This is a genomic window from Streptomyces sp. NPDC047841, assembly GCF_040704085.1.
Classification (GTDB): Bacteria; Actinomycetota; Actinomycetes; order Streptomycetales; family Streptomycetaceae; genus Streptomyces; species Streptomyces argyrophylli.
The window spans coordinates 1-25,367 of the sequence record NZ_JBEYRP010000042.1 but is presented as its reverse complement, the minus strand read 5'-3'; the positions used below and the strand labels follow the sequence as shown (position 1 = coordinate 25,367).

Annotated in this window: 13 protein-coding genes; 6 read left to right on the top strand and 7 right to left on the bottom strand. The window is 74.7% G+C overall.

Annotated elements, in window-relative coordinates; genetic code table 11:
* The first annotated feature begins 15 nt into the window (after positions 1–15).
* The gene (locus tag AB0947_RS39120; protein ID WP_366755165.1) at positions 16–1,314 is read left to right on the top strand and encodes a histidine kinase; all 1,299 of its coding nucleotides are present in this window, start codon (positions 16–18) and stop codon (positions 1,312–1,314) included.
* Positions 1,311–1,979 carry a response regulator transcription factor gene (locus AB0947_RS39115; RefSeq protein ID WP_366755148.1) on the top strand — a complete coding sequence of 223 codons (669 nt, stop codon included), beginning with the start codon at positions 1,311–1,313 and terminating at the stop codon, positions 1,977–1,979. The genes AB0947_RS39120 and AB0947_RS39115 overlap by 4 nt, the downstream gene beginning before the upstream one ends.
* Before the next feature lie 79 nt (positions 1,980–2,058).
* Here AB0947_RS39115 and AB0947_RS39110 read toward each other — a convergent pair whose 3' ends face one another.
* Positions 2,059–2,628: a TetR family transcriptional regulator gene (locus AB0947_RS39110; RefSeq protein ID WP_366755147.1), complete on the bottom strand. Its 570-nt coding sequence runs from the start codon at positions 2,626–2,628 to the stop codon at positions 2,059–2,061.
* Positions 2,629–2,786: 158 nt separating this feature from the next.
* Here AB0947_RS39110 and AB0947_RS39105 point away from each other — a divergent pair, with 158 nt between their 5' ends.
* The 4 genes from AB0947_RS39105 to AB0947_RS39090 all read left to right on the top strand — a co-directional run bounded on the left by AB0947_RS39105 (position 2,787) and on the right by AB0947_RS39090 (position 6,475).
* Positions 2,787–4,277 (top strand): MFS transporter, encoded by a 1,491-nt coding sequence (locus AB0947_RS39105; RefSeq protein ID WP_366755146.1) that lies wholly within the window; start codon positions 2,787–2,789, stop codon positions 4,275–4,277.
* Between the two features lie 165 nt (positions 4,278–4,442).
* Positions 4,443–5,657, top strand: coding sequence for a cytochrome P450 (locus AB0947_RS39100; protein ID WP_366755145.1), 1,215 nt, complete (start codon positions 4,443–4,445; stop codon positions 5,655–5,657).
* A 26-nt stretch (positions 5,658–5,683) separates the two neighbouring features.
* Entirely contained in the window at positions 5,684–5,887 is a 204-nt protein-coding gene (locus AB0947_RS39095; RefSeq protein ID WP_366755144.1) for a ferredoxin, read from the top strand.
* Between the two features lie 174 nt (positions 5,888–6,061).
* Positions 6,062–6,475: a hypothetical protein gene (locus tag AB0947_RS39090; protein WP_366755143.1), complete on the top strand. Its 414-nt coding sequence runs from the start codon at positions 6,062–6,064 to the stop codon at positions 6,473–6,475.
* Positions 6,476–6,537: 62 nt separating this feature from the next.
* On the opposite strand, the gene AB0947_RS39085 is transcribed toward AB0947_RS39090, so the two are convergent.
* The 6 genes from AB0947_RS39085 to AB0947_RS39060 form a co-directional block, all read right to left on the bottom strand.
* Positions 6,538–7,584 carry a methyltransferase gene (locus tag AB0947_RS39085; protein ID WP_366755142.1) on the bottom strand — a complete coding sequence of 349 codons (1,047 nt, stop codon included), beginning with the start codon at positions 7,582–7,584 and terminating at the stop codon, positions 6,538–6,540.
* 55 nt (positions 7,585–7,639) lie between these two features.
* Positions 7,640–7,867, bottom strand: a complete 228-nt coding sequence (locus AB0947_RS39080) for a DUF6059 family protein (RefSeq protein WP_366755141.1) — start codon at positions 7,865–7,867, stop codon at positions 7,640–7,642.
* Positions 7,868–7,923: 56 nt separating this feature from the next.
* Entirely contained in the window at positions 7,924–9,516 is a 1,593-nt protein-coding gene (locus AB0947_RS39075) for an FAD-dependent monooxygenase (protein WP_366755140.1), read from the bottom strand.
* A gap of 91 nt (positions 9,517–9,607) precedes the next feature.
* Positions 9,608–14,221: a type I polyketide synthase gene (locus tag AB0947_RS39070; protein WP_366755139.1), complete on the bottom strand. Its 4,614-nt coding sequence runs from the start codon at positions 14,219–14,221 to the stop codon at positions 9,608–9,610.
* A gap of 44 nt (positions 14,222–14,265) precedes the next feature.
* Positions 14,266–20,877 carry an SDR family NAD(P)-dependent oxidoreductase gene (locus AB0947_RS39065; RefSeq protein ID WP_366755138.1) on the bottom strand — a complete coding sequence of 2,204 codons (6,612 nt, stop codon included), beginning with the start codon at positions 20,875–20,877 and terminating at the stop codon, positions 14,266–14,268.
* 44 nt (positions 20,878–20,921) lie between these two features.
* Positions 20,922–25,355: a type I polyketide synthase gene (locus tag AB0947_RS39060; RefSeq protein WP_366755137.1), complete on the bottom strand. Its 4,434-nt coding sequence runs from the start codon at positions 25,353–25,355 to the stop codon at positions 20,922–20,924.
* Positions 25,356–25,367 lie beyond the last annotated feature (12 nt).

Below are 25,367 nucleotides of genomic sequence, written 5' to 3'. Positions count from 1 at the left end.
GGGCTGGTGACCTCAGTGACCACCGAAGAGCTCAGCGGGATGGGGCCGCTGGTCGCCCGGCTCGGCCGGGCCGGCCAGCGGCTCCGGTGCGCCGACCGGGCCCGCCCGTGGGTCCTGGACAGCGCGGTGGTGGTGCTGATCCTCGTGGTGTTCTGCCTGCCCGACCTGCTGCACGCCGCCGGCCTGGCCGGCGGGGACGGCGACGGTGACGGACCACACCGCTTCCGGGTGGCGTTCACCCGGTTGCCCGTCGCCGGGGTGCTGGCCTTCCAGGCCGGGCTGGTGCTGCCGCTGCTGTGGCGGCGCCGGGCACCCGCGGTGGCCTTCGGCGCGGTGACGGCCGTGTTCGCCCTCCAGTGGGCTGTCGGCGCCGCCCTCCGCGCGGACGTCGCCCTCCTCGTCGCCCTGTACAGCCTGACCCTGCACGGACGGCTGCGGCAGCTGCCGTGGGCCTGCGCGGTGACAGCGGGGGCACTCGGCCTGGTCGCGGCCAGGCTGTCGGCGGCGGTCCCGGTCGGGGACGCGCTCTTCTTCCTGCTCAGCACGGCGACCGCGGCCCTCGCGCTCGGTCTGATGATCCGTATCCGGCGGGCGCAGCTGGCCGGGCTGCGGGACCGTGCGGCCCGGCTGGAGACCGAACGCGACCAGCGGGGCCGGCTCGCCGTCGCTGCCGAGCGGGCGCGGGTGGCCCGCGAGATGCACGACATCGTCGGCCACAACCTGTCCGTCATCATCACACTCGCCGACGCGGGCGCCTACGCCACCGCCGCCTCCCCGGAGCGGGGAAGGGAGGCCCTGCACCTCATCGGCGACACCGGCCGCCAGGCCCTGGGCGAACTGCGCAGGGTGCTCGGTGTCCTGCGCGAGCCGGACGGCCCGCGCGGGGAGCCGGAACTCAGCCCCCAGCCCGGTCTCGCGGACATCGGCGCGCTGTGCGAGGCGGTGCGCGCCGCCGGCCTGGAAGTCGTCTACCGTACGGCCGGTGACGTCGACGCCCTCGACAGCGGGGTGCAGCTCGCGGTCTACCGCATCGTGCAGGAGGCACTGACCAACACCCTCAAGCACGCCGGTGCGGGCGCCCGTGCGAACCTGGCGGTCGTCGTCGAGGACACACTGCTGACCATCACCGTCCAGGACTCCGGCCCGTCCGTACCGGCCGGCCGTCCCGGCCCGGCGAACGAGGAAGGACACGGTCTGGTGGGCATGCGGGAACGAGCGGCTCTCTACGGCGGACACGTGAGCGCGGGCCCGGCCGGTGGCGGCTGGACGGTGTGCGCCACCCTCGACCTCGCTCCCCGGGCCGGCGTCCGATGACGACCGTGCTCATCGTGGACGACCAGCCGCTCCAGCGATACGGCTTCCGCATGCTCCTGGACTCCGTGCCCGAGACGCAGGTGCTGGGCGAGGCCGCGCACGGAAGCGAGGCCGTCCGCAAGGCTGCCGAACTGCGCCCCGACGTCGTCCTCATGGACGTACGCATGCCGGGCATGGACGGCATCGAGGCCACGCGCCGCATCGTCGCCGCCGGCGACCGTTCCCGGGTCCTGGTCCTGACCACCTTCGACATCGACGAGTACGTCTACGCGGCCCTGCGCGCCGGAGCCAGCGGCTTCCTCCTCAAAGACGCCCGCCCCGAGGAACTCCTCGCCGGCATCCGCGCCGTGGCCGTCGGCGACGCGGTGATCGCGCCTGCCCTCACCCGCCGCCTGCTGCACGAGTTCGCCCGTCTCGTGCCCCCCGGCGGGGCCGGCTCTGCCGAGGATCCGCGCCTGGGCGCCCTCACCGACCGCGAACGCGAGATCCTGGTCGCCATCGGCAAGGGCTGGTCCAACGGGGAGATCGCCGCGCGTTTCGTGCTGTCGGAGTCCACGGTGAAGACCCACGTCGGTCGCGTCCTGTCCAAGATCGGCGCCCGCGACCGCATCCAAGCGGTGATCTTCGCCTACGACCACGGTCTGGCCCGGCCTCACACGGGCTGAGCCCGCGGCACCGGCGCAGGAGACGTCCCCCTCGCGGAGGAAGCGGCCCGCCGCCTCGGGCCGCTGTCGCGGTCGGGGGTCAGGGCGCGGGATCGGCCAGGGTCTTGAAGCAGGGGTCGAGCAGCTCGATGATCCGCTCCGGCCGGGTGTCGCGCAGGGGTTCGAGTTCGAGCAGGTGCTTGCCGACGACGACGCCCAGGTGGGCCATGATCAGCAGTGCCGCCCGCAGCTCGACGTCCTCCCCCTCCATGACCGCGGAGACCTGCTTGATCTGGCGGTCGAACGTCTCGCGCATCTCCGCGGCCATGTCCGGGTGGGTGAGCATGGAGCGGAGCATGGCCAGCGAAGGGGCCGGCATGCCCGCGAGCTTCACGCCGAGGCCCGCCATGAGCTGCGCGATGAGCGGGTCGGCGGTCTCCGGGGCGGTCTCCGCGGCGTCGAGCCGGACGACCTGCCTGAAGAGGTTCTCCTTGTTGTCGAAGTACTGCATCACCAGGGCGGGGTCGACCTGGGCCGCTTTGGCGATGCTCCGGATCGTCGCACGGTCGTAACCGAGCTCACCGAACAGCTGACGCGCGACGTTCAGGATGCGCTTCTCGGTCGAGCGGCGTCGCTCAGCTCGCGAGAGCGGGGGCTCTTCGGTACTCACACATCCATGCTAACCGCTTCGCTCAACACGAGTTGACCGTAAGTGCCGCTTCACTCTACGCTCGTTGAGTGAACGCGCGGCCGGCGGTATCCCGCTCCGGCTCTTCGGCGTCGTCGACAGCGCGCGGCCCCCATCGCCCCGGTCCTCCAAGGAGCAGCATGTCCAACCAGAACACCGTCGGCTCGCCACCCGCCAAGGACGAGCCGGGCGCACCGGGGCAGCCGGCGAGCGCGTCGTTACGGCCGAACCGCTCCGCCCTCACCCTCGCGGTCATCGTGACCTGCTACCTGATGGTGGCCATCGACTCCACGATCGTGAACATCGCGCTGCCCAGCATCCAGAAGGCCCTGGGCTTCTCCCCCGTCGGCCTGTCGTGGGTGATCAACGCCTACCTGCTCGCCTTCGGCGGCCTCCTGCTGCTCGGCGGCCGCATGGGCGACATGTTCGGCCGGCGCCGGGTGCTGGTCGTGGGCACCGTGATCTTCACGGTCTCGTCGCTGCTCGGCGGCATCGCCGGCACGCCGTGGCTGCTGGTCACGGCCCGGGCGCTGCAGGGAGTGGGCGCGGCGATGGCGGCACCGGGCACCCTCGCCCTGATCGCCAGCAACTTCGAGGAGGGCGCGCCCCGCAACCGGGCCCTGAGCATCTACTCCGCCACCGCCGCCACCGGAACCTCGCTCGGTCTGATCCTGGGCGGCATCCTGACCTCCCTGGCGTCCTGGCGGTGGATCCAGTTCGTCAACGTACCCATCGGCCTGGCGGTGGCGGTGCTCGCCCCGATGTGCATCCGGGAGACCCCCTCGCACTCGGGCCGCTTCGACTTCGCCGGGACGATCACCGGCACCGCCGGTGTGACGGCCCTGGTGTACGGGCTCATCCGGGTGCCCTCCGAGGGCTGGGGCAACGCGGTGTCGCTGACCTGCTTCGCCGCCGCCGTGGTCCTGCTCGTGTCGTTCCTGCTGGCCGAGCGCCGGGCCGCGCAGCCCATCGTCCCGCTCCAGCTGTTCTCGGAGCGCACCCGCACGGCCGCCTACACCAACATGCTGATGTTCACGGCGACCATCCTCAGCCTGTTCTACTTCCTCAGCCAGTTCATCCAGAACGTCCTGGAGTTCTCCCCGATCCAGGCCGGCCTCGCCTTCCTGCCGATGACCCTGGGCATGTTCGTCGTGGCGCGGGCGGTGCCGAAGATGCTGCCCAAGCACGGCGCCAAGCGGTTCATGGTCGTCGGCGCGCTGCTGATGACCGTCACGGCGGTCTGGCTCAGCACCATCTCGGTCTCCGACAGCTACGTGACGGGCGTGCTCGGTCCGATGCTGCTCTTCGGGGTCGGCGCGGGCTGCTGCCTGATGCCCACGAACGTGACGGTACTCAGCGGCGTCCCCCAGCAGCTCGCCGGCGCGGCCTCGGGCGTGCTGCAGACGATGATGCAGCTGGGCGGTGCCCTGGGCCTGGCCATCCTGGTCACCGTGTACGGCACGTCCGCCGACGACGCCGCCAAGCACGCCGGCACGGGCGTCGACGCGGTGCACAAGGTGGTGACGGAAGGCGTCCGCAGCGCCTTCACCGGCAGCATCGTGTTCGTCGGCTGCGCCCTGGCCGTCGCCCTGCTGGTGATCCGCGTCCCCAAGCCCTCCGCCAAGGCGTGAGCACTCTCCCCCGGTGCTCCGCACCGGCTGGGGCGTCCCTGAGGCAAGGGGCGCCCCAGCCGGCGTTTTCCGGGCCGTACGCGGCCGGCCGACTTTAAGGGTGGCTTTAGTGCGCGACGCGAGCATGCGGAGCGTCACACCGTTCACGGACCGAGGGAGAGTACCGTGGCCGAACCGGCGCCCGACGCGGGCTCCACAGCATTTCCGATCCTCCGGGAGTGCCCGTTCAAGCCCCCTGCGGAGTACTCCGCGATCCGGGCGCAGTCGCCGATGACCCGGGTTTCTCTGAGCGGCGGCCGGACCGCCTGGCTGATCACCAAGCACGAGTACGTGCGTCAGCTGCTCGGCGACCCCCGGGCCAGCTCGGACCCCATGCGCCCCGGCTTCCCCTCCCTGGTGGAGGGACAGCAGGCGGTCGACAAGAAGGGCGTGCTGCCGTGGCTCGACCCGCCGGAGCACACCACGTACCGGCGCACGGTGGTCAGCGAGTTCACCTTCCGGCGGGTCAAGAGCATGCGCCCGTACATCCAGGAGGTCGTCGACGAGTGCGTCGGCCGCATGCTGTCGGGCCCCCGTCCGACCGACCTGGTGCAGCAGCTCAGCCTGGTGCTGCCCTCCCTCGTGATCTGCGAGCTGCTGGGGGTCCCCTATGCCGACCGGGACATGTTCCAGAAGCGTGCCCGCACCGTCGTGAGCCGGACCGCGAGCGCGGAGGAGTGGGCCGGCAACCTCGCCGACATGCGGGTCTACCTCGGTGAGCTGGTGGATGCCAAGGCGGACACTCCCGAAGAGGACGACCTGCTGAGCAAGCTGGTCCTCAGGTTCGACGAGAACGGCCTGACCGACCGCGAGCACCTCGTCGGCCTGGCCCTGCTCCTGCTGATCGCCGGGTTCGAGACCACGGCGAGCCTCATCTCGCTGAGCACCGTGTCCCTGCTGACCCATCCGGAGCAGCTGGCCCTGTTCAAGGCCGACCCCTCTGTCGCCCCCGCGGCGGTGGAGGAGCTGCTGCGCTTCGTCAGCCACGCCGACCACGTCACCAACCGCGTGGCCACGGCGGACATCGAACTGCCGGACGGGGTCATCCGCGAGGGCGAGGGCATGCTGCTGTCCACCGCCGCGGCCAACCACGACCCCGACGTCTTCGCCCACCCGGACCGCCTCGACCTGCGCCGCGAGGGCCGCCCCGGTCACCTGGCCTTCGGGTACGGCATCCACCAGTGCCTGGGCCAGAACCTCGCCCGCCTGGAGGTGGAGGTGGCCCTGAGCACCCTGTTCGCCAGGATCCCCGGTCTGCGCCTCGCCGTGCCCGTCGAGGAACTGCCGTTCACCCGTGAGACGTTGATCTACGGCTACGACTCGGTGCCGGTCACGTGGTGACCGGCGGCCCGGGTGAGGCGGACACCGTGACCACGGTGACGGTCGACACGGCACGGTGCATCGCCGGCGGGCAGTGCGCGCGGCTCGTCCCGGACGTCTTCGACCAGGACCAGGACGACGGCACCTCCGTCCTGCTGCGCCCCGAGGTGCCCGCGGCCCGTCTGGCGGCCGTACAAGAGGCCGTCGCCCTCTGTCCCGGCGCCGCCATCCACCTCCGCACGAGCCCCTGAAACACCCCCCACACACCGCCGGCCGGCATCACCCACGATGCCGGCCGGCGGCGTTGTCCCGGACGGCGCTCCCGCCCCTCTGCGAAAGACCGGCGCAAGGAGGCCTTTAGCGCCCGACTCGACCATGGACGTGGTTCCAGAAGTGCCGTTGTCCTGCCGACCTCAGGGAGTGCCATGGAGAACATCGTCATCGACAACGTGACGGAGAAGACCGTCAAGTACCACTACATCGGCCAGAACGAGCCGCTCCCCATCCAGAAGGTCGGGGACGCCATCGTGTACTTCGACGAGATCTACGACGCGGACGGCGCGACGATCGGGCACACCGTGGGCATGGTGACCGCCACGCACGTCGCCCCGAACGGGCACCTGATGACCCACTACGACGAGGCGATCGAGCTGCCCGACGGCACCCTGCGCTCCAGCGGGACCATCGACCGGCAGCTCATGCTCGGCGGCGAGTGGGCGCGGTTCCCGGCCATCGGCACCGGCGGCAAGTTCCTCGGGCTGACCGGCACCCGGGAGTGGGGCCTGATCCTGCCGGTCTCCACCATGACCGTCAACCTGCGCATCCACCTGCACGCCTGAGCCGCACGACGAAGGCTGCGGAGGCGGTCCGCCTCCGCAGCCTTCGTCGTGTCCGCCGCGGCTCAGCGCGGCTTGCCACCCGTCACCAGCACATGGCCGGCGGTGCCGAAGGGCCGCGCCGTGACGCCCTCGAAGCCCGCCTCGGTGAGATAGCCGCGGCACTCGGACTCCAGGTACTCGGAGCCGCCGCCCCGCGTGGCCAGGAACATGCTGAGGCTGGCGATGAGCTTCGCCTTGTCGGAGCGCCCGTCGTCCATCATCCGGTCGAACACCAGCAGCAGTCCCCCTGGGTTGACGGCCTGCGCCGCCTTGCGGACCAGCATCCGGCGGACGTCGGGCGACCAGTTGTGCAGGACGTCGCCGAAGATGACGACGTCCGCCGCCGGCAGCGCGTCGGTGAAGAAGTCGCCGCCGTGGAAGCGCGTGCGCTCCGACACTCCCCTCTTGGCCATCAACTCCTCGAAGTGCGGCCTGAGCTGCGGTAGGTCGAAGACGCCCACCGACAGGTGCGGGGCGACCTGGGCGATGTGCGAGGCGTGATGGCCGCGGGCACCGCCGACGTCGAGCGCGCTGCCGTACCCGGACCAGTCGACCGCCTCGGCGAGGAGCTGCCCCGGAACGGAGTTGTAGGAGTCCAGCCCGTCGAGGAAGTCCTCCAGGGTGCCCCGGTCGCCCACCACCGAGGCGTAGAACCCACTCGTCCAGTGGTCGCCCCGGGGCGCGTCGCCGCTCCCCACCGCCGTGCCCCGCAGCGCCCCCGCGACCGTGCCCCACGACGGGTACATCAGGCGGCTGTAGTACCCCAGCGAGCTGCCCAGGTAACCGGGCTCCCCCTCGACCAGGAAGCGTTCCGCGGCCTCGCTGTTGCGGAACTTCTCGCCGTCCTTGTCGAGGAGGCCGAGGGCGATCAGCAGGTGCAGGAAGTCCGCCGCCGGCTGCGGGTCCAGCTCCAGCCGGCGGCACAGCTCGTCCGCCGTCGCCCCGCCCCCGCGCAGGGCGGTGAAGAGTCCGAGTTCCACGGCGGCCAGCAGCGCCTGTGCCTCGGCGAAGCGATTGGCCAGGTCGAGGATCTGCTGCGGGTCGTCGGTGGACAGTCGCTGAGGGGTCATCTGCCGTGCTCCTTCTCTCGACGTGACACCGCCCTCGGACGGCGTCCTGAAGTCGTCATATGGCGTTGTCCGGCTGAGCGGTGCCGTCCGTCTGCGACCGCAGCCGGCGGAACAGCATCCGCTCGGCCTCGCTCTCCGTGCCCGGCGGGCACAGCCGCTCGGGGTGGCCCGGCGGGGGCCCGGTCAGGACCGGGGGCGGGGGCGGAACGTGGCACCAGCACTGGCCGAGGGCGACCAGGGCGTCGTAGAGAAACCGGAGGCAGCGGCCGATGTGCGGGGACATGACAGCACTGTGCCGAAGCGCGCCAAACTCCCTCTGAAGCGGTACGCCGGAGCGGTTCAGGCCGTCGCGAACCCGGCCGGGCACGGGCCGAACCAGCGGTCCAGCGCCGCGGTCGGCGAGTCGTGCTCGCCGCCGTGGTCGCGCGCCCAGGCGACGTAGCCGTCCGGGCGGACGAGCAGCGCGGCCACCTCCGGGTGGCCGGGGCACCACCCCTCGGCCCAGCGGACGTCGTCGCGTGACCGCGCGATCCCGCACAGGTCGGCCGCGTCCGCGGCGCCCACCAGCAGACCACGGCCGTCCGCGAGAGCGACGGCCGGCCCGGGGCCGCTGTCCGCCCGGGCGGTCACCGGCTCCGGCAGGAACGTACCGACGAGCGGATGCCCGCCGTCACTGCCGTAGGTGATGTCCAGGGCGTGCACCATGCCGATCAGCAGCGCCTTGGCCTGCGGGAGTTCCGCCAGGTCCGTGAGGAGTTCGCGCAGGGCGTCCACCTCCGGCCCGTACCGCAGCAGGGCCGCCTGCGCGCGCGAGTTGCGCAGCACCCGGGCCGCCACGGGATGCCGTTCGGTGGTGTAGGTGTCCAGGAGTTCCGCCGGTGCCGTGCCGCGCGCGACCCGGGCCAGTTTCCACCCGAGGTTGGCCGCGTCCTGGATGCCGAGGTTGACCCCCTGCCCGCCGAACGGCGAGTGGACGTGCGCCGCGTCACCGGCCAGCAGCACCCGGCCGCGCCGGTAGGCCGAGCTCTGCCGGGCGTTGTCGCTGTAGCGGAAGGGCGCGCCGACGGAGGCCACCGTGACGTCCGTTCCGCTCACCCGGCGCAGCACCGTCTGGAGTTCCTCCCGGGTCACCGGTGCCAGACGCGCGGCGGGCGGTGCGTCGTACTCCAGGGCGACGATCTGGCCGGGGACGACGTCGACCATGAGGACCCCGCGCGGCGTCCTGGTGAAGCCGTGCGGCAGCTGCCGCGGGCCGAGCAGGGTCACGTCCTCGCCGCCGACGGCGAACAGGGTGGGATCGGTGCCGGGGAAGTCGAATCCGGCCAGGCGTCGCACCACGCTGCGCCCGCCGTCCGCCCCCACCAGATAGCGGCCCCGGATCCGCTGCCCGTCCTCCAGGCAGGCGGTCACGCCCCGCGGGCCGGTCACCAGGTCCGCGACGGCGCGCCCCCGGACGATCTCGGCGCCGTGCCGGACGGCGCGCTCCGCGAACACCTCGAGCAGCGCGGCGTACGGCACCGGCAGCAGGGCCACCTCTGCGAAGTCACCGGCCGGATCGGTCAGCGGCACCATGCCGAAGTGCCCCTTGGTGGCCCCGCCGCTGCCGAGGGTCGTGGAGGTGACCTGGCCGTCCACCGGCCGGGGCGGCGCCTGCCGCGCGTCCCGGCCGCTCGCCCGGCTGATCAGCCCGCGCAGGGCCTGCTCGGCGGCCCGGGCGACCGGCCGGTCCAGTCCGCGCAGGGCGAGGGTGCGCATCGTGCGCGTGGTGATTCCGCGCAGTGCGGGACTGTCGGCGCGGCCTGGCCGGCCGAGCTTCTCGACGACCACCACGGAGGCTCCGGCCAGCCCGAGTTCGGCTGCCAGGAACAGTCCGACGGGCCCTCCTCCGACCACCACCACATCGGCGTCGACCTTCATGTCAGCGGCATCCACGGTGCCCGTCACTCCCTTCCCGACCGTCCTCGGCGGCCTTGCGGCCGAACCCGCCCTGTGCGTCCTCCCGCGTCCTTCGGCTCGGCATCCTTCAGGCCGCTCTCACGCCCTCGAACGCCGCGTGCAGGTAGCCGGCGAGCGCCGACGGACTGGGGTGCTCGTAGATCTCCGACAGCGGCAGCTCGATGCCCGTGATCTCGACGAGCCTGCTGCGCAGTTCGAAGGCCGTGAACGAGGTGAGCCCCAGGTCCACAAAAGCGACGTCCTCGGGCACGGCGTCGACGGTGCTGTGCCCGAGCGCGAACGCGGTGCTCCTGCGCACCAGTGACAGCAGCGCGCTGTGGCGTTCCCCGGCCGGCAGTCCGCGCAGGTGCGTGGTGAGCCGGTTGCGCTCGTCCGCGGCGCCGGGATCGCGGTCGGCGGGTGCCGGGTCGAACAGGTCGCGCAGCAGTGGGTGCGCCGACCGTCCCGCGTACTCGGTGAGCAGCTGGGTGAGCGGGACGGCGGCGACCACGAGCGAGGGCTCGCGGCCGGCGAACGCGCGGTCCAGCGCGGCCACCAGATCGGACCCGGCGTCGTCCGCCGGCCTCCAGGCGACGCTGACCCCGGACGCCCCGGACGCTCGGCGCCGCAGTACCCGTGCGTCGTGGACGGTGTGCAGGAGCGCGTCCTCGATCCGGCTGCCCCCGTCGAGCGGGCTGCCGAACCGGGAGAACAGCACGAAGTGCGCGGGCGGGCGGTCCCGCGTGAGGTCGTCCAGATGGCGCGCGGCGTCGGCCGCGGCCCGTACGCCGGCGTCCTGGCCGGCCGGGTCCCACGGGTCGCCGGCCGGGCCGAGGTGGAGGATCGCGCCGAGCGGGTGCTCGGACGGTACGGCCGCGAGGGCGGCGGCCAGCCGGGACCGGTCGGCGGGATCGCAGGGGACGACCGTGGTGGGGCGGCCGTGCGTCAGGGCGGCCGGATCCTCCGCGGGGGCGAAGGGCCGGCCGGGCCGTGCGAGCACCAGGATGTGGCCGGCGCCGCGTTCCGCCGCCCAGCGTGCCGCCGCCCCGGTCAGCCGGGCACCCCCGTCCGTGATCACGACGGTGCCGGTCAGGGCCGGTACCGTGGCCGGCGGCGACGCCGTGTCGCGGGCGAGGCGCCGCACCCGGACACCGCCGGGACGCAGCGCCACGTGGTCCGGTCCCGTCGGGTCGGCCAGCACCGCGGTCAGCCAGTCCAGTTCGCGCCGGGTGGGTGTCTCCGGCAGGTCGACGAGCCCGTACCACGGCGTCCTGGCGGAGCGCCGGGTCTCACCGAGCGCCCACAGGAGGGCGGCGGCGGTGCCGGGCCGGTCGCCGTCGGGGGCGACGGCCGCCCGGGTGACGCACCACAAGGGCACGTCCAGGCCGGCCTCCGCGAGGGCCGCGTCGAGGCGACGGGCCGTCAGGAGGTCCGCCGGGACGTCCTCGTCGGGGTCCTCGGCTCGCCCGTGGCAGGCGGTCAGCGAGAGGACGCCGGCCACGTCCGGGGTCTGCGCGCCCGCCCGCGTGACGGTGCCGAGCGCGGCCCGCAGGGCGGCGGCCACGTCCGCGCCGTCGTCGAGGACGACGGGGACGACCTCCGCGCCGGCGCGGGTCAGGGCGGCGGTGACCGCGGAGAGGTCCGGCTGCCGCGCGCCGTTGGGGGGCAGCACGGCGAGCCAGTGACCGGTCAGCAGCGGCACGCCGGGCACGGCCGTCCACGGCCAGACCGTCCGGTGCACGACGCCGTCGGCGGACGCGGCGGTCTCCGGGCGTCCGCGCCAGGCGGCGAGGCCGGCGACGAGGTCGGCGAGGGTGCGCGGGCGGTCGTCGTCCGTGCCCAGGATCCGGGCGACCTCCCCGACGTCGCCGCGGTCGACCGCCGTCCAGAACCGCTCCTGCGGCGGACGGTCCTCGGCGGGGGCCGAGGGGAGCCAGTAGCGCTTGCGCTGGAAGGGATAGGTCGGCAGCTCGGCGGGCTCCGGGCCGGTCCCGCCGAAGGCTGGGCTCCAGGAGACGTCGGTCCCCTCGACGTGGAGCACGGCCAGGGCGGTGAGCAGGGTCTCGGGCTCCGGCCGGTCGCGGCGCAGCAGGGGCGTGACCACCCGCACCGCGCCCGGCGCGGTCTGCGGGTCCGCGGGGGTGGTGACGGACGTGGTCCGCTGGACCAGCGACGCGAGCACACCGTCGGGGCCGACTTCCACGTACGCCTCGGTGCCCAGTTCGCGCAGCCGGGTCAGACCGTCGTGGAAGCGCACCGTGCCGCGCAGGTGCTCCACCCAGTACTCCGGCGAGCGCAGCCGTTCGTCGGCGCTCGCCCCGGTGGCGCCGCAGACGATCGCGATGCGGGGCTCCTGGAAGTCGGCCTGGGCGACGACCCGGCGGAAGTCGTCCAGGACGGGGTCCATCAGCGGGGAGTGGAAGGCGTGGCTGACGGTGAGGCGGCGGACCTGGCGGCCCTGGACGCGCCACCGCTCCGCGATCCGCTCCGCCTCGGCTGCCGCCCCGGACAGGACGACGGCCCGGGGACCGTTGACGGCGGCGATGCCGAGCCGGTCCTCCAGGCCGTCCACGGCCTCGCGCGCCTCCTGCTCGGTGGCCTCGACGGCGATCATCGCACCGCCGTCGGGCAGGGTCTGCATCAGCCGGCCGCGGGCCGCGACCAGCGTGGCGGCGTCCTCCAGCGAGAGCATGCCGGCGCAGTGCGCGAGGGCCAGCTCGCCGACCGAGTGTCCGATCAGGTGGTCCGGGTGCACGCCGAAGGCCGCCAGCAGCCGGAACAGGGCGACCTGGAGGGCGAACAGGGCGGGCTGGGCGTACTCGGTGCGGTCCAGCAGGCCGGCGTCCGGCCCGTTGCCCGACGCCCAGACGACGTTCCGCAGCGGCCGCGGGAGGTGCCGGTCCAGGGCCTCGCAGACCTCGTCGAAGGCGGTCGCGAAGGCCGGGTAGGCGAAGTGGAGTTCCCGGCCCATGCCGAGGCGCTGGCCGCCCTGGCCCGAGAACAGGAACGCCGTGCGGGGCGGCGCCCCGGCGGTGCCCGTGCGCAGCCGCGGCGAGGTGCCGTGCTCGCACAGCGCGCGCAGGCCGTCGGCGAAGGAGGCGTGGTCCGTTCCGACGACCACCGCGCGGTGTTCGAGGGAGGAGCGGGTCGACGCCAGGGTCCTGCCGATCCGTGCGGGCGTCTCCTCGGGCCGGGTCCGCAGGTGGTGCAGCAGCCGCCTGGCGCTGTCGGCCAGGGCGGCCTCGGTACGCGCGGAGAGGATCCAGGGCTGGGTGCCGGGCTCGCCGGTGCCGGGCTCCCGGGGGGCCGGCTCCGGCTCGGGGGCCTGTTCGACGATCACGTGGGCGTTGGTGCCGCTGATGCCGAAGGAGGAGACGGCGGCCCGGCGCGGACGGTCCACCGCGGGCCAGGGGGCCTCTTCGGTGAGCAGCCTGACCGCGCCCGCCGACCAGTCCACGTGCGGCGACGGCACGTCGACGTGCAGGGTCCGCGGCAGGCGGCCGTGGCGCATGGCCTCCACCATCTTGATCACGCCGCAGACCCCGGCCGCCGCCTGGGTGTGCCCGAGGTTGGACTTCACCGAACCGAGCCACAGCGGCCGGTCGGCCGGCCTGCCCTGCCCGTAGGTGGCGAGCAGCGCGTCGGCCTCGATGGGGTCGCCGAGCGGGGTCCCGGTGCCGTGCGCCTCCACGACGTCGACGTCGGCGGTGAGCAGCCGGGCGTCGGCCAGGGCCTGGCGGATCACCTGTTCCTGGGCGGGGCCGCTGGGGGCGGTGAGGCCGTTGCTGGCGCCGTCCTGGTTGACGGCGCTGCCGGTGATGACCGCGTGCACCGGGTGGCCGTTGCGGCGGGCGTCGGACAGCCGCTCCAGCAGGAGCACTCCGGCGCCCTCGGCCCAGGCGGTGCCGTCGGCGGCGGCGGCGAACGGCTTGCAGCGGCCGTCGGGGGCCAGGCCGCGCTGCCGGCTGAACTCGATGAATCCGCGGGGGCTGGGGAGCACGGTGGCGCCGCCGGCGAACGCGAGGGCGCAGCCGCGGTTCCGCAGCGCCTGCACGGCCAGGTGGATCGAGACGAGGGAGGAGGAGCACGCGGTGTCCAGGGTGATCGCGGGCCCTTTGAGTCCGAGGGTGTAGGCGATCCGCCCGGAGGCCACGCTGGTCTGGTTGCCGACGGCGAACCCCTCGATGCCGGCGGGGACGCCGTGCGGGGTGACCGGGCCGTAGTCCTGGGCGATGACCCCGACGTACACCCCGGTGTCGCTGCCCTTGAGCGCGGCCGGATCGATGCCGGCCCGCTCGGCGGCCTCCCAGGTGATCTCCAGCAGCAGCCGCTGCTGGGGGTCGGTGGCCAGGGCCTCGCGGGGGCTCATCCCGAAGAAGGCGGCGTCGAAGTCGCCCGCCTGGTGCAGGAATCCGCCGCGGTCGACGTAACTGGTGCCGGTGTGCTCCGGGTCGGGGTGGCAGACCTGCTCGATGTCCCAGCCCCGGTCGCGCGGGAACGGTGTGATGGCGTCCGTGCCGGCGTCGACGAGGTGCCACAGGTCCTGCGGGGACTGCACCCCTCCGGGGTAGCGGCAGGCCATGCCGACGACGGCGATCGGTTCCTGGCGTTCCGCCTCCAGGTCCTGCACCCGCCGGCGCGTCTTGATGAGGTCGGCGGTGACGCGCTTGAGGTATTCGGTGAGCTTGCCTTCTTCGGTCACGGCTGGGCCGCCCCTCCCGGTGGTGTGGTCTGCGCGGTCCCCGCTCACCGTCCGAGCTCCCGGTCGATCAGGGCGAAGATCTCCTCCGTCGCGGCGCTGTGGATCTCCGTCTCCGGTTCCCCGGGCCCGGCCGCCTCCGCCGCGTCCGGGCGCAGTCGCCGCGCCAGCGCCTCCAGACGCGTCAGGAGTTCGTCCCGTACGGCGGTTCCGGGTTCCTCGGTGGCGAGTCTCGCCTCCAGGTCGCCCAGGCCGGCGAGCAGCGCCTGGTCCGCGGACTGCGGGGCGAGTTCGCCGAGCAGGTGGTCGGCCAGTTCGGCCGGGGTGGGATGGGCGAAGACGACCGTGGCCGGCAGGCGCAGCCCCGTGACCCGGTTCAGCCGGTTGCGCAGTTCCACCGCGGTCAGTGAGTCGAAGCCGAGTTCCTTGAACGGCTGGGCGACCAGGACGGCGTCCGCCGCGTCATGGCCGAGGACGAGCGCCGCGTTCTCCCGGACCGCCTCCAGCATCAGACGCCGGCGCTCGGCCGGATCGGCGGCGTTCAGCCGCGGCAGCAGGTCCTCGGGTGCCGCCGTGGTGCCGGCGGCCCGCCTCGGGGTGTGACGGACCAGGTCGCGCAGGACCGGGTGCAGCATGCCGCTCTCGGCCTGCCGGCGCAGTGCCGCGGTGTCGAAGAGCGCCGGGACGACCGTCGCGTGGCCGTGGTCCAGGGCGGTGTCCAGCAGGCGCAGCGCGGTCTCCTCGCTCAGGGGCAGGACACCGGTGCGCCGCAGCCGGGCCTGGTCGCCCCCGTCGAGGTGGCCGGTCATCCCGGAGGCTTCCGCCCACAGGCCCCACGCCAGGGAGTGCGCCGGCAGCCCGCGGGCCGTCCGGTGCTGGGCCAGCGCGTCGAGGAACGCGTTCGCGGCGGCGTAGTTGGCCTGTCCCGGTGCGCCGACGGTCGAGGCCAGGGACGAGAAGAGGACGAAGGCGGAGAGGTCCAGGTGTTCGGTGAGCCGGTGCAGGTTCCACGCCGCGTCGGCCTTGGCGCGCAGCACGGAGTGCAGCCGGGCGTCGGTGAGGTTGGGGACGGTGGCGTCGTCGAGGACCCCGGCGAGGTGGACCACGGCGGTCAGCGGGTGGGCGGCCGGTATGTCCGCCAGCAGGGCCGCGAGCTGCCGGACGTCGGCGGCGTCGCAGGCGGCGACGGTGACGTGCGCGCCGAGCCCGGTCAGGTCCCGTACCAGCTCGGCGGCGCCGGGCGCGTCGGGTCCCCGGCGGCCGGCGAGGACCAGGCGGGTGACGCCGCGGTCCCGTACGAGGTGCCGGGCGACGATGCCGCCCAGGGTGCCGGTGCCGCCGGTGAGCAGCACGGTGCCGTCGGCGCCGGGCGGCCTGGGCAGCGCGAGCGCCAGTTTCCCGGTGTGCCGGGCCTGGCTGAGGAAACGCAGGGCCTCCCGCGCCTGGCGGACGTCCCAGCTGTGCACCGGGAGCGGTGTGAGCACGCCGTCGGCGAAGAGCCGGGCGAGGTCGGCGAGCATCTCCGCGATCCGCTCCGGGCCGGCGTCGAGGAGGTCGAACGCCTGGTAGCGGACGCCGTGGTGGTCGCGGGCGACGGTGCCGGCGTCGCGGATGTCGGTCTTGCCCATCTCCACGAACCGCCCACCGGGCCGCAGGCAGCGCAGGGAGGCGTCGACGAACTCCCCGGCCAGCGAGTTGAGGACGATGTCGGCTCCGTGTCCGCCGGTCCGTTCGGCGACCATGGCCTCGAAGCCGAGGTCGCGGGAGGAGGCGATGCGTTCGTCGGGGACGCCGAGGCGGCGCAGCACCGGCCACTTGCCGGGACTCGCGGTGGCGAGTACGTCGAGTCCCCAGTGCTCGGCGAGTTGGAGGGTGGCCATGCCGACGCCGCCGGTCGCCGCGTGCAGCAGCAGCCGTTCCCCCGGTCGTGCGCCGGCGAGGTCGCGCAGCCCGTAGTAGGCGGTGAGGAAGACGATGGGGACGGTGGCGGCCTGGGCGAAGGACCAGCCGTCGGGCATGCGGGTCAGCAGGCGGTGGTCGGTGACGGTCACCGGACCGGTGCCGTGGGTGACGAGTCCCAGCACGCGGTCGCCCGGCCGCAGACCGGTCACCCCGGGGCCGGTCTCCAGGACGACGCCCGCGCCCTCACCGCCCATCCGACCGTCGCCCGGGTACATCCCGAGACCGATCAGTACGTCGCGGAAGTTCAGGCCGGCCGCCCGCAGCGACAGCCGCACCTGTCCGGGTCCGAGCGGCTGCCCGAGTTCCGGGCCGGCGGCGAGCACGACGTTGTCGAGGCTGCCGCGTTCGGAGAGGTCCAGCCGCCACGGCCGTCCGTCGTCGGGGACCGCCAGGTCGGGGTGGGGTCCGGTGTCACGGGCCAGGCGGGGACGCAGCGGTGTTCCGGCGCGCAGGGCGAGCCGCGGCTCTCCGGTGGCGAGGGCGGCGGGGACGGCGTCCCAGGAGGCGTCGTCGACGTCGAGCAGCGCGAACCGGTCGGGGGTCTCGGCCAGCGCCGCCCCGACCAGGCCCCAGACGGCGGCTCCGGCGAGGTCGGGGGCCGGCTCCCCGGCCCCTGTGGCGACGGCTCCGCGGGTGACGAGCACGAGCCGGGCGTGGGCGTGCGTCTCGTCGGCCAGCCACTGCTGGAGCAGGCCGAGCACGGCGGCGGTCAGTGCGTGGGTGTGCTCGACCGGGTCGGCCTCCGGGTCGCTCGGCAGCACGGTCAGCACCGTGTCCGGTGCGGGGGCCGCGGTGCCGGTCGCGGCCCGCAGGGCCGGCAGGCCGGAGTGGCACGGGGGCAGCCCGGGGCTCGTGGTGAGGCCGGCGATCCGCAGCGCGGCCTCCTCCGCCGCGGCCTGGCCGCCGGCCACGGGTGCGGCGACGACGGCCCAGCCGGGCGGGGCGGGCCGGGCCGCCCCCTGGTCGGGCAGTGCCGTCCAGCCCAGGTGGAACATGCCGTCCCCGGCCTGCTGCGCGGCCGTGGCGAGCCCGGCGGGGTCGATGCGGCGCAGGGTCAGTGCGGCGGCGGTCAGCACCGGGCGTCCGTCGGTGTCCACGGCCAGCAGGGCGAGGGAGTCCTCTCCCACGGGGCTGAGCGTGACCCGCAGTGTGCGGGCGCCGGCGGCGTACAGGCGTACGTCCCGCCAGTGGAACGGCAGCCGGATGCCCTCGGCGGTGTTCTCCTCGGTGAGGAGGGAGTGCAGACAGGCGTCGAGCAGGGCGGGGTGGACGCCGTGGCCGGCGGCGTCGGTCTCGGCGGGCAGTTCCACTTCGGCGTACAGGTGGGTGTCGTCACGCCACAGGGCGCGCAGGCCGCGGAAGGCGCCGCTGTAGTGGTACCCGAGGTCGGCCAGGCGGTCGTAGGCGTCCGTCAGGTCGACGGGGCGGCTGCCGGGCGGCGGCCAGGCGGCGCCCGGGCCTGCCGCGTCCGTCTCCGGTGCGGGGTCCTCGGCCAGCAGGCCGGAGGCGTGGCGGGTCCACCCGCCCGCGTCGTCCTCCCGCGCGGGCCGGGAGTGGACGGTGACGCGGCGCCGTCCGTCGGCGTCGGTGGTGACAGCCACCTGGATGCCGACCGCGCCGTCCTCGGGCAGTACCAGCGGCGCTTCCAGGGTGAGTTCCTCGACCCCGGCGCCCCCGGTCTCCGCGGACGCGTGCAGGGCGAGGTCGAGCAGGGCCGTCCCGGGGAGCAGCACGGTGCCGGCGACGGCGTGTCCGCCCAGCCAGGGGTGGGTGCTCCGCGCGAGCCGGCCGGACAGGACCGTGGCACCGGTCTCGGCGGTGCTCAGGGCGGCGCCGAGCAGGGGGTGCGGCGTGTCCCGCAGGCCCAGCGCGGGCGCGTCGACGGCACCGTCGGGGGTGTCGATCCACAGGCGGCGCCGCTGGAAGGCGTACGTCGGCACGGGCGCGTGCCAGGGCGGCGCGGCGCACTGCACGGCGCGCCAGTCGACGTCGGCGGCCTGGGTGTGCAGTTCCGCGGCGGAGGTGAGGAACCGGCGGGTGGCGGGCTCGTCACGGCGCAGCGTGCCGACGGTGAAGACGGCCGCCCCGGCCGCCTCGGCGGTCTCCTGGACGGCGGTGGTGAGGACCGGGTGCGGGCTGGACTCCACGAACACGCCGTAGCCGTCCTCGGCGAGCCGTCGCGTGGTCTCCTCGAACCGGACGGGTTGGCGGAGGTTGCGGTACCAGTACGCGGCGTCCAGGGTCGTCGTCTCGACCGGGCCGGCCTCGACGGTCGAGTAGAACGCGGTGTGGGCGGCCCGGGGGGCGAGGCCCGCGAGAGCGCCGGTGACCTCGTCCCGGATGACCTCCACGTGCGGGGAGTGCGAGGCGTAGTCGACGGGGATCAGCCGGGCCTTCACACCGGCCGCCCGGTACTCCTCAACCAGTGCGGCTACGGACTCGGGGTCGCCCGCGACGACGGTGGCGGACACCCCGTTGACGGCGGCGATCTCCACTCCCGGCCGGCTCTCGGCCGCCGTCCGGGCGACCTCGGCCGGGGGCAGGGGCACCGACGCCATCGCCCCCGTGCCGGCGAGTCGGGTCAGGGCGCGGCTGCGCAGGGCGACGACCCGGGCCGCGTCGCCGAGGTCGAGCGCGCCCGCGACGTGGGCGGCGGCGATCTCGCCCTGCGAGTGGCCGACGACCGCGTCGGGCACGATGCCGACCGACCGCCACAGCCTGCTCAGGGCGACCATCATCGCGAAGAGCGCGGGCTGCACGACGTCCACGCGTCGCAGCAGTTCCGACCGGCCGCCCTCGCGCACGACCTCGATCAGCGACCAGTCGGTGTGCGGGGCCAGTGCCTCGGCGCACTCTTCCAGGGCCTCCCGGAAGACGGGCGAGCGTTCGAGCAGGTCCCCGGCCATGCCCTCCCACTGGGTGCCCTGGCCGGGGAAGACGAAGACGGTGCGTCCGGCCGGGGTGACATCGCCGTCGACCAGGTGCCGGCTGCTGCGGCCGGCGCCGAGGGCGTCGAGAGCCTGCCGCATCCGGTCCCGGTCCTCGCCGAGGAGGACGGCGCGGTGCTCCAGCAGGGACCGGCCGCCCGCCAGGACGGCGGCGATCTCGGCGTCGCCCGCCGTGGCGCCGCCGTCCAGCCAGGTGCGCAGCCGCCGGGCCTGGTCCCGCAGGGCGGCCTCGGTGCGGGCGGACAGGATCCACGGCGGCACCTCGGTGGTGACCACCGGCCGGGGCGGGGCGGCGGCCGTCGCGGCGGGCGGCGCCTCCTCGATGACGACGTGGGCGTTGGTGCCGCTGATCCCGAAGGAGGACACGCCCGCCCGGCGGGGGCGCTCGCCGCGGGGCCAGGGCCGCTGCTCCGTCAGGAGGCGGACGCCGCCCGCGGACCAGTCGACGTGCGGCGAGGGCTCCTCGGCGTGCAGCGTGCGCGGCAGCAGGTCGTTGCGCAGGGCCATGACCATCTTGATCACGCCGGCCACTCCGGCCGCGGCCTGCGTGTGGCCGATGTTGGACTTGACGGAGCCCAGGCCGAGCGGGGTGTCCGCGTCCCGGCCCTGGCCGTAGACGCTGATCAGCGCGCCGGCCTCGATGGGGTCGCCGAGGGTGGTGCCGGTGCCGTGCGCCTCGACGGCGTCCACGTCGGCGGGGGTGATGCGGGCGTTCGCCAGCGCCTGGCGGATGACCTGCTGCTGGGCCGGCCCGTTGGGGGCGGTGAGCTGGCTGCTGGTGCCGTCCTGGTTGACGGCGCTGCCGCGGACCAGGGCGAGAACGGGGTGCCCGTTGCGTACGGCGTCCGACAGCCGTTCGAGGACGAGGAGCCCTCCGCCCTCGCCCCAGGCGGTGCCGTCGGCGTGGGCGGAGAACGGCTTGCACCGGCCGTCCGGGGCGAGACCGCGCTGGCGGCTGAACTCGACGAAGGTGTCCGGGGTGGCCATGACGGTGACGCCGCCGGCCAGGGCGAGGGTGGTCTCGCCGCGGCGCAGGGACTCGACGGCGAGGTGGAGGGCGGTCAGGGACGACGAGCAGGCGGTGTCCAGGGTGACCGCCGGGCCGCGCAGGTCGAAGGTGTGGGCGACCCGCCCCGAGGCGACGCTGCCCGCGCTGCCGCTGCCCAGGTAACCCTCGAAGGTGCTGGGCATGGGCCGCAGCCGGCCCGCGTAGTCGCTGTACATGACGCCGGTGAAGACACCGGTGGCGCTCGACCGCAGGCTTCGCGGCGGGATGCCGGCCCGTTCGAGGGCTTCCCAGGCCAGCTCCAGGAGCAACCGCTGCTGCGGGTCGGTGGCGAGCGCCTCGCGGGGGTTGAGCCCGAAGAACTCCGGGTCGAACAGGTCGGCGTCGTACAGGAAGCCGCCGCGGGTGCTGTAGGTGCGGCCGGGGGTCGTGGGGTCCGGATCGTAGAGGGCGTCGGTGTCCCAGCCGCGGTTGCCGGGGAAGTCGCCGGTGGCGTCGCTGCCGTCGGCGACGAGCTGCCACAGGTCCTCGGGTGTCTGGACGCCGCCGGGGTAGCGGCAGCTCATCGCGACGATCGCGACCGGCTCGTGCCTGGCGTCGTCGAGGGTACGCAACTCGGCCTTGACCACCTGGAGCTGGCCGGTGACCCGCTTCAGGTACTCGCGGAGCCTGCGCTCGGTCGCGGTCCGCTCCGAGTCCGATGGTGCGGGGGAGGTAGGTGTCGTGGTCGCTTCGGTCGGCACGCTGGTCCGTCCTCTCGGAGGCTCGGAGGGCTTTCGGTGGCTCATCAGGAGGCCCCGAGTTCGCGGTCGACGAGGTCGAAGATGTCCTCGTCGTCGGTGTCGTCGAGGTCGTCCGCGGCGGGAGTCGCGGCGTCTCGGAGGGCGGCCGGCCGGTCGAGTGCCAGCAGCAGTCCCCTGAGCCGTTCCACGGCGGACGCGCGGACGGCCTCGTCGTCGGTCAGTTCCGGCAGGGACCGGGCGAACTCGTCGAGCGGGGCGAGCGCCCGGGAGGCCGGTGCGGGGTCGTCGGACCCGCTCAGCGCCAGCAGGTGGTCGGCGAGCGCTTCCGGTGTCGGGTGGTCGAACATGACGGTGGTGCCGAGCCGGAATCCGCTGAGCCGTTCCAGATCGTTGCGGAACTCCACCGCCGTCAGCGAGTTGAAGCCCATGTCCAGGAAGCCCCGGTCGGCCCGCACGGCGTCCGGGCCGGTGTGTCCGAGGGCCGCCGCGGCCCCGCGGCGGACCGCGTCGAGCAGGATGCCGCGCCGCTTGGCGGGGTCCGCTCCCGCGAGCCGGCGGCTGAGCGTCTCGGCGCCGTCGGGCGCGGGCCGGGTGTCGCGCCCGGCCGCGGCACGTGCCGGCCGGGCGGGCACGAGGCCGTGCAGGACGGCGGGCAGGGTGCCGGAGCCCGCCTGCTCGCGCAGCGAGCGCGGATCGAGGTGGGCGGCTGTCAGCACCGGGTGGGGCAGCGTCAGGGCGCGGTCCAGCAGGGCGAGCGCGTCGCCGCCGGCGAGCGGGACCACTCCGGTGCGGCGCAGGCGCGCCAGCTGTGTGTCGCTGAGCGTTCCGGTCATCCCGGCGCCGTCGTCCTCGGCGAGCCAGCTGCCCCACGCCACGGAGGTGGCGGGCAGGCCCGCCTCCCGGCGCTGTGCGGCCAGGGCGTCGAGCGCCGCGTTGGCGGCGGCGTAGTTGGCCTGTCCCGCCGAGCCGAGGATTCCCGCGACCGAGGAGAACAGCACGAACGCGCCCAGGTTCTCCTCGCGGGTCAGCCGGTGCAGATGGAGCGCGGCGTCCGTCTTGGGCCGCAGCACGCTGTCGATGTCGTCGGGTGTCAGGGACTCCACGACGCCGTCCGCGAGGACGCCCGCGGTGTGGAACACCCCGGTGAGCGGGTGGTCGGCCGGCACGGTGCGCAGGACGGCCGCCAGTGCCTCGCGGTCGGCGGCGTCGCAGGCCGCCGTGGTGACCTGGGCACCTGCCGCGGACAGTTCGGCTTCCAGTTCGCTCATGCCCGGGGCCGCGGCGCCCCGGCGGCTGACGAGCAGCAGCCGCCGTGCCCCGTGCCGGTGGACGAGGTGGCGGGCCACCCGGCGGCCCAGCGAGCCGCCGGCACCGGTGATCAGGACCGTGCCGTCGGGGTCCAGCGGGGTGGCCGGCGCGGACGGCGGGGTGTCGCCGGTCCGGGCGACCGGTGCCAGGCGGGGCACGCGGGCGGTGCCGGCGCGCAGGGCGATCTCCGGTGCGTCGCTCCGGCAGGCGGCGTGGAAGACGTCCGGCGCGGTGTCCTGTCCGTCGCTGTCGATCAGCGTGAACCGGTCCGGGTGTTCGCGCTGCGCGGCCCGTACGAAGCCGCGCAGTGCGGCGCTCGGCAGGCCGGCGCCCGGTTCCGTTCCGTGGGTGACGACGATCAGACGGCTCTGGGACAGGCGTTCCTCGGCCAGCCAGGCCTGGATGGTCGCGAGGAGCTCCGTCAGCGCCGTGCGCACGGCCTCCGTCTGCTCCACCGGCTCGGGTCCGGCCGCGGGGCGTGCCCGGCCCGCGAGCACGACCAGGCCGGGTGCGGCACCGGTGGCGTCGACGGCGCGGGCCAGTGCCGCGACGTCCGGGTAGGCGGCGGTCCCGGCGGGCACCGCGCAGCCGGGGGCGAGCGCCGCCGGGTCGCCCAGCAGGGCCCATCGCTGTGCCGGGGGCCCCTGCGGCAGGGGCGGTTCGCTCCAGTCGATGACGTACAGGTCGCCGGGGGTGGGGCCCGCGATGCCGGCCACCGGCACCGGCCGGGTGGCGAGGGAGTCGACGCGGGCGACGAACCGGCCGTCGTGGTCCCATGCCTCCAGCCGCAGCCGGTCGGCGGCGAGCGGGGTGATGCGTGCCCGCAGCGAGGTGGCGCCGGTCCGTCCGACCCGCACGCCGCTCCAGGCGAAGGGCAGCACCGGTGTGCGGTCCGCGACGTCCGGCGGGGTGAGCAGGAAGCCGTGCAGCGCGGAGTCGAGGAGGGCGGGATGGACCAGGAACTCGTCCGGGCCGGTGGCCCTCGGGAGTTCCGCCTCCACGAGGAGGGTGCCGGCGTCCCGCCAGGCGGCGCGCAGCCCCTGGAACGCCGGGCCGTAGTGCAGCCCCATGTCGGCGAGTTCGTCGTAGAACCCGTCCACGGGCAGGGGCTCGGCTCCGGCCGGCGGCCAGTGGCCCGGCTCCGGGAACGGGTCCGGGTCCGCCGGGGCCGCTGTCCCGGCGCCCAGCCGTGCGTGGGCCTGTCGTGTCCACGCGGTGGACGGGCCGGCGTTCTCCGGCCGGGAGTACAGGGTCACCGTCCGGTCGCCGTCCTGCTGGGGTTCGCCGACGACCAGCCGCACCAGGACGTCCCCGCTCGCGGGCACGGCCAGCGGCGACTCCAGCAGGAGCTCGGTCACCTCGGTCAGGCCGACGTGGGCGCCGGCGTACAGCACCATGTCGAGGACGGCCGTACCCGGCAGGAGCACCGTTCCGGCGACGGCGTGGTCGGTGAGCCAGGCCGGGCTGCCGGCGGCGATACGGCCCGTCAGGGTCAGACCGGCGGATTCCGGGTGGTCCAGGACCGCACCGAGCAGCGGGTGGTGGGCGGTCTCGAGTCCGGCGGTCGTGACGTCCGCCGTCGCGGCGGCCGGCTCCAGCCAGTAGCGCTCGCGCTGGAAGGGGTAGGTCGGCAGGTCGCGTGCGGCGGGGCCCGCGCCCAGGCAGGCGGGCAGGTCGACGGGGACGCCGTGCACGTGGGCCTGGGCCAGCGCGCGGGCCGCGGCGAGGTCCTCGGGCTGGTCGGCCCGCAGGAACGGGATCACGAGGGGCCACGGGTCCGTGGACGGCCGGCAGTCCAGGGCCATGGGCGTCAGCACGGCGCCGGGTCCGAGCTCGATCAGCACCTCGGCGCCTTCCTCGCGGGCGCACCGCACGGCGTCGGCGAAGCGGACCGTGCCGCGCGCGTGGCGCACCCAGTAGTCGGCCGAGCCCAGTTCCCCGTCCGTGGCGGGTGCGCCGGTGAGCGAGGAGATGACGGTGAGCGCGGCGGGCCGGTAGTCGAGCTGCTCCGCGACGGCGCGGAAGGCGTCCAGCATGGCGTCCATGTGGGAGGAGTGGAACGCGTGGCTCACCGTCAGCTGCTTCGTCCTGCTCCCGGTCCCGGCGAGGGCGCGGGCGACCTCGGTGACGGCGTCCGCGTCCCCGGACAGGACCACGGAGGCGGGGCCGTTCACGGCGGCGACGTCGACGCCGTGGGTGTGGCCCTGGCGTTCGATCTCCTCGCGGACCGCTTCCTCGGTCGCCTCCACGGCGACCATCGCGCCACCCGTGGCGAGCGCCTGCATGAGGCGGCCCCGGGCCGCGACGAGCTTCACCGCGTCGGGCAGGGTGAACACCCCGGCGACGTGTGCCGCCGCGATCTCGCCGATGGAGTGGCCGAGCACCATGTCCGGCCGGGCGCCCCAGTGTTCGAGGAGGCGGAAGAGGGCGACCTCCAGGGCGAAGAGCGCCGGCTGGGTGTAGGCGGTGGTGTCGAGCAGCGCGGCCTCGGGGGTGCCGGGTCCGGCGAAGACGATGTCGCGCAGCGGACGGTCCAGGTAGGGGTCGAACTCCGCGAACAGCGCGTCGAGGGCGGCGGCGAAGAACGGGTGCGTCTCGTACAGGCCCCGTCCCATGCCGGGGCGCTGGCTGCCCTGCCCGGTGAACATGTGGGCCACCGCTCCGGCGCGGGCGAGGCCGCTGAGCACGCCGGGTGCCGAACCGCCGTCGGCGAGCTGCCGGAGTCCCGCGTGGAAGTCCTCGGCGTCGCGGGCGACGACGGCCGCACGGTGATTCCAGCGGCTGCGGGTGGTGGCGAGGGCGCGGGCGACGGCCACCGGGTCGGCGTCGGCCAGGCCGTCCCGCAGGGCGTCGGCCAGGTTGGCGGCCTGTTCGCGCAGGGCGGGGGCGGAACGGGCCGACAGCACCCACGGCACCGGTCCCGCCGGTGCGGGGGACTGCGTCGGGCCCGTCCCGGCCTCGGCCGGCGCCGGCTGCTCCAGTACCACGTGGGCGTTGGTGCCGGAGATGCCGAACGCCGAGACCGCGGCCCGGCGCGGACGCTCCAGCCGCGGCCAGGGCGTGTGCTCCGTCAGGAGTTCGACGCCGGCGCCGTCCCAGTCGACGTGCTCGCTGGGCGCGTCCACGTGCAGCGACGCGGGCAGCAGCCCGTGCTCGATCGCCTTCACCATCTTGATCACACC

What these genes read in the sequence shown, in the direction of transcription:
- AB0947_RS39115 (WP_366755148.1), top strand. Translation starts at nt 1,311, where the DNA reads ATGACGACCGTGCTCATCGTGGACGACCAGCCGCTCCAGCGATACGGC.
- AB0947_RS39060 (WP_366755137.1), bottom strand. Translation starts at nt 25,355, where the DNA reads ATGGTGAAGGCGATCGAGCACGGGCTGCTGCCCGCGTCGCTGCACGTG.
- AB0947_RS39085 (WP_366755142.1), bottom strand. Translation starts at nt 7,584, where the DNA reads ATGACCCCTCAGCGACTGTCCACCGACGACCCGCAGCAGATCCTCGAC.
- AB0947_RS39080 (WP_366755141.1), bottom strand. Translation starts at nt 7,867, where the DNA reads ATGTCCCCGCACATCGGCCGCTGCCTCCGGTTTCTCTACGACGCCCTG.
- AB0947_RS39105 (WP_366755146.1), top strand. Translation starts at nt 2,787, where the DNA reads ATGTCCAACCAGAACACCGTCGGCTCGCCACCCGCCAAGGACGAGCCG.
- AB0947_RS39090 (WP_366755143.1), top strand. Translation starts at nt 6,062, where the DNA reads ATGGAGAACATCGTCATCGACAACGTGACGGAGAAGACCGTCAAGTAC.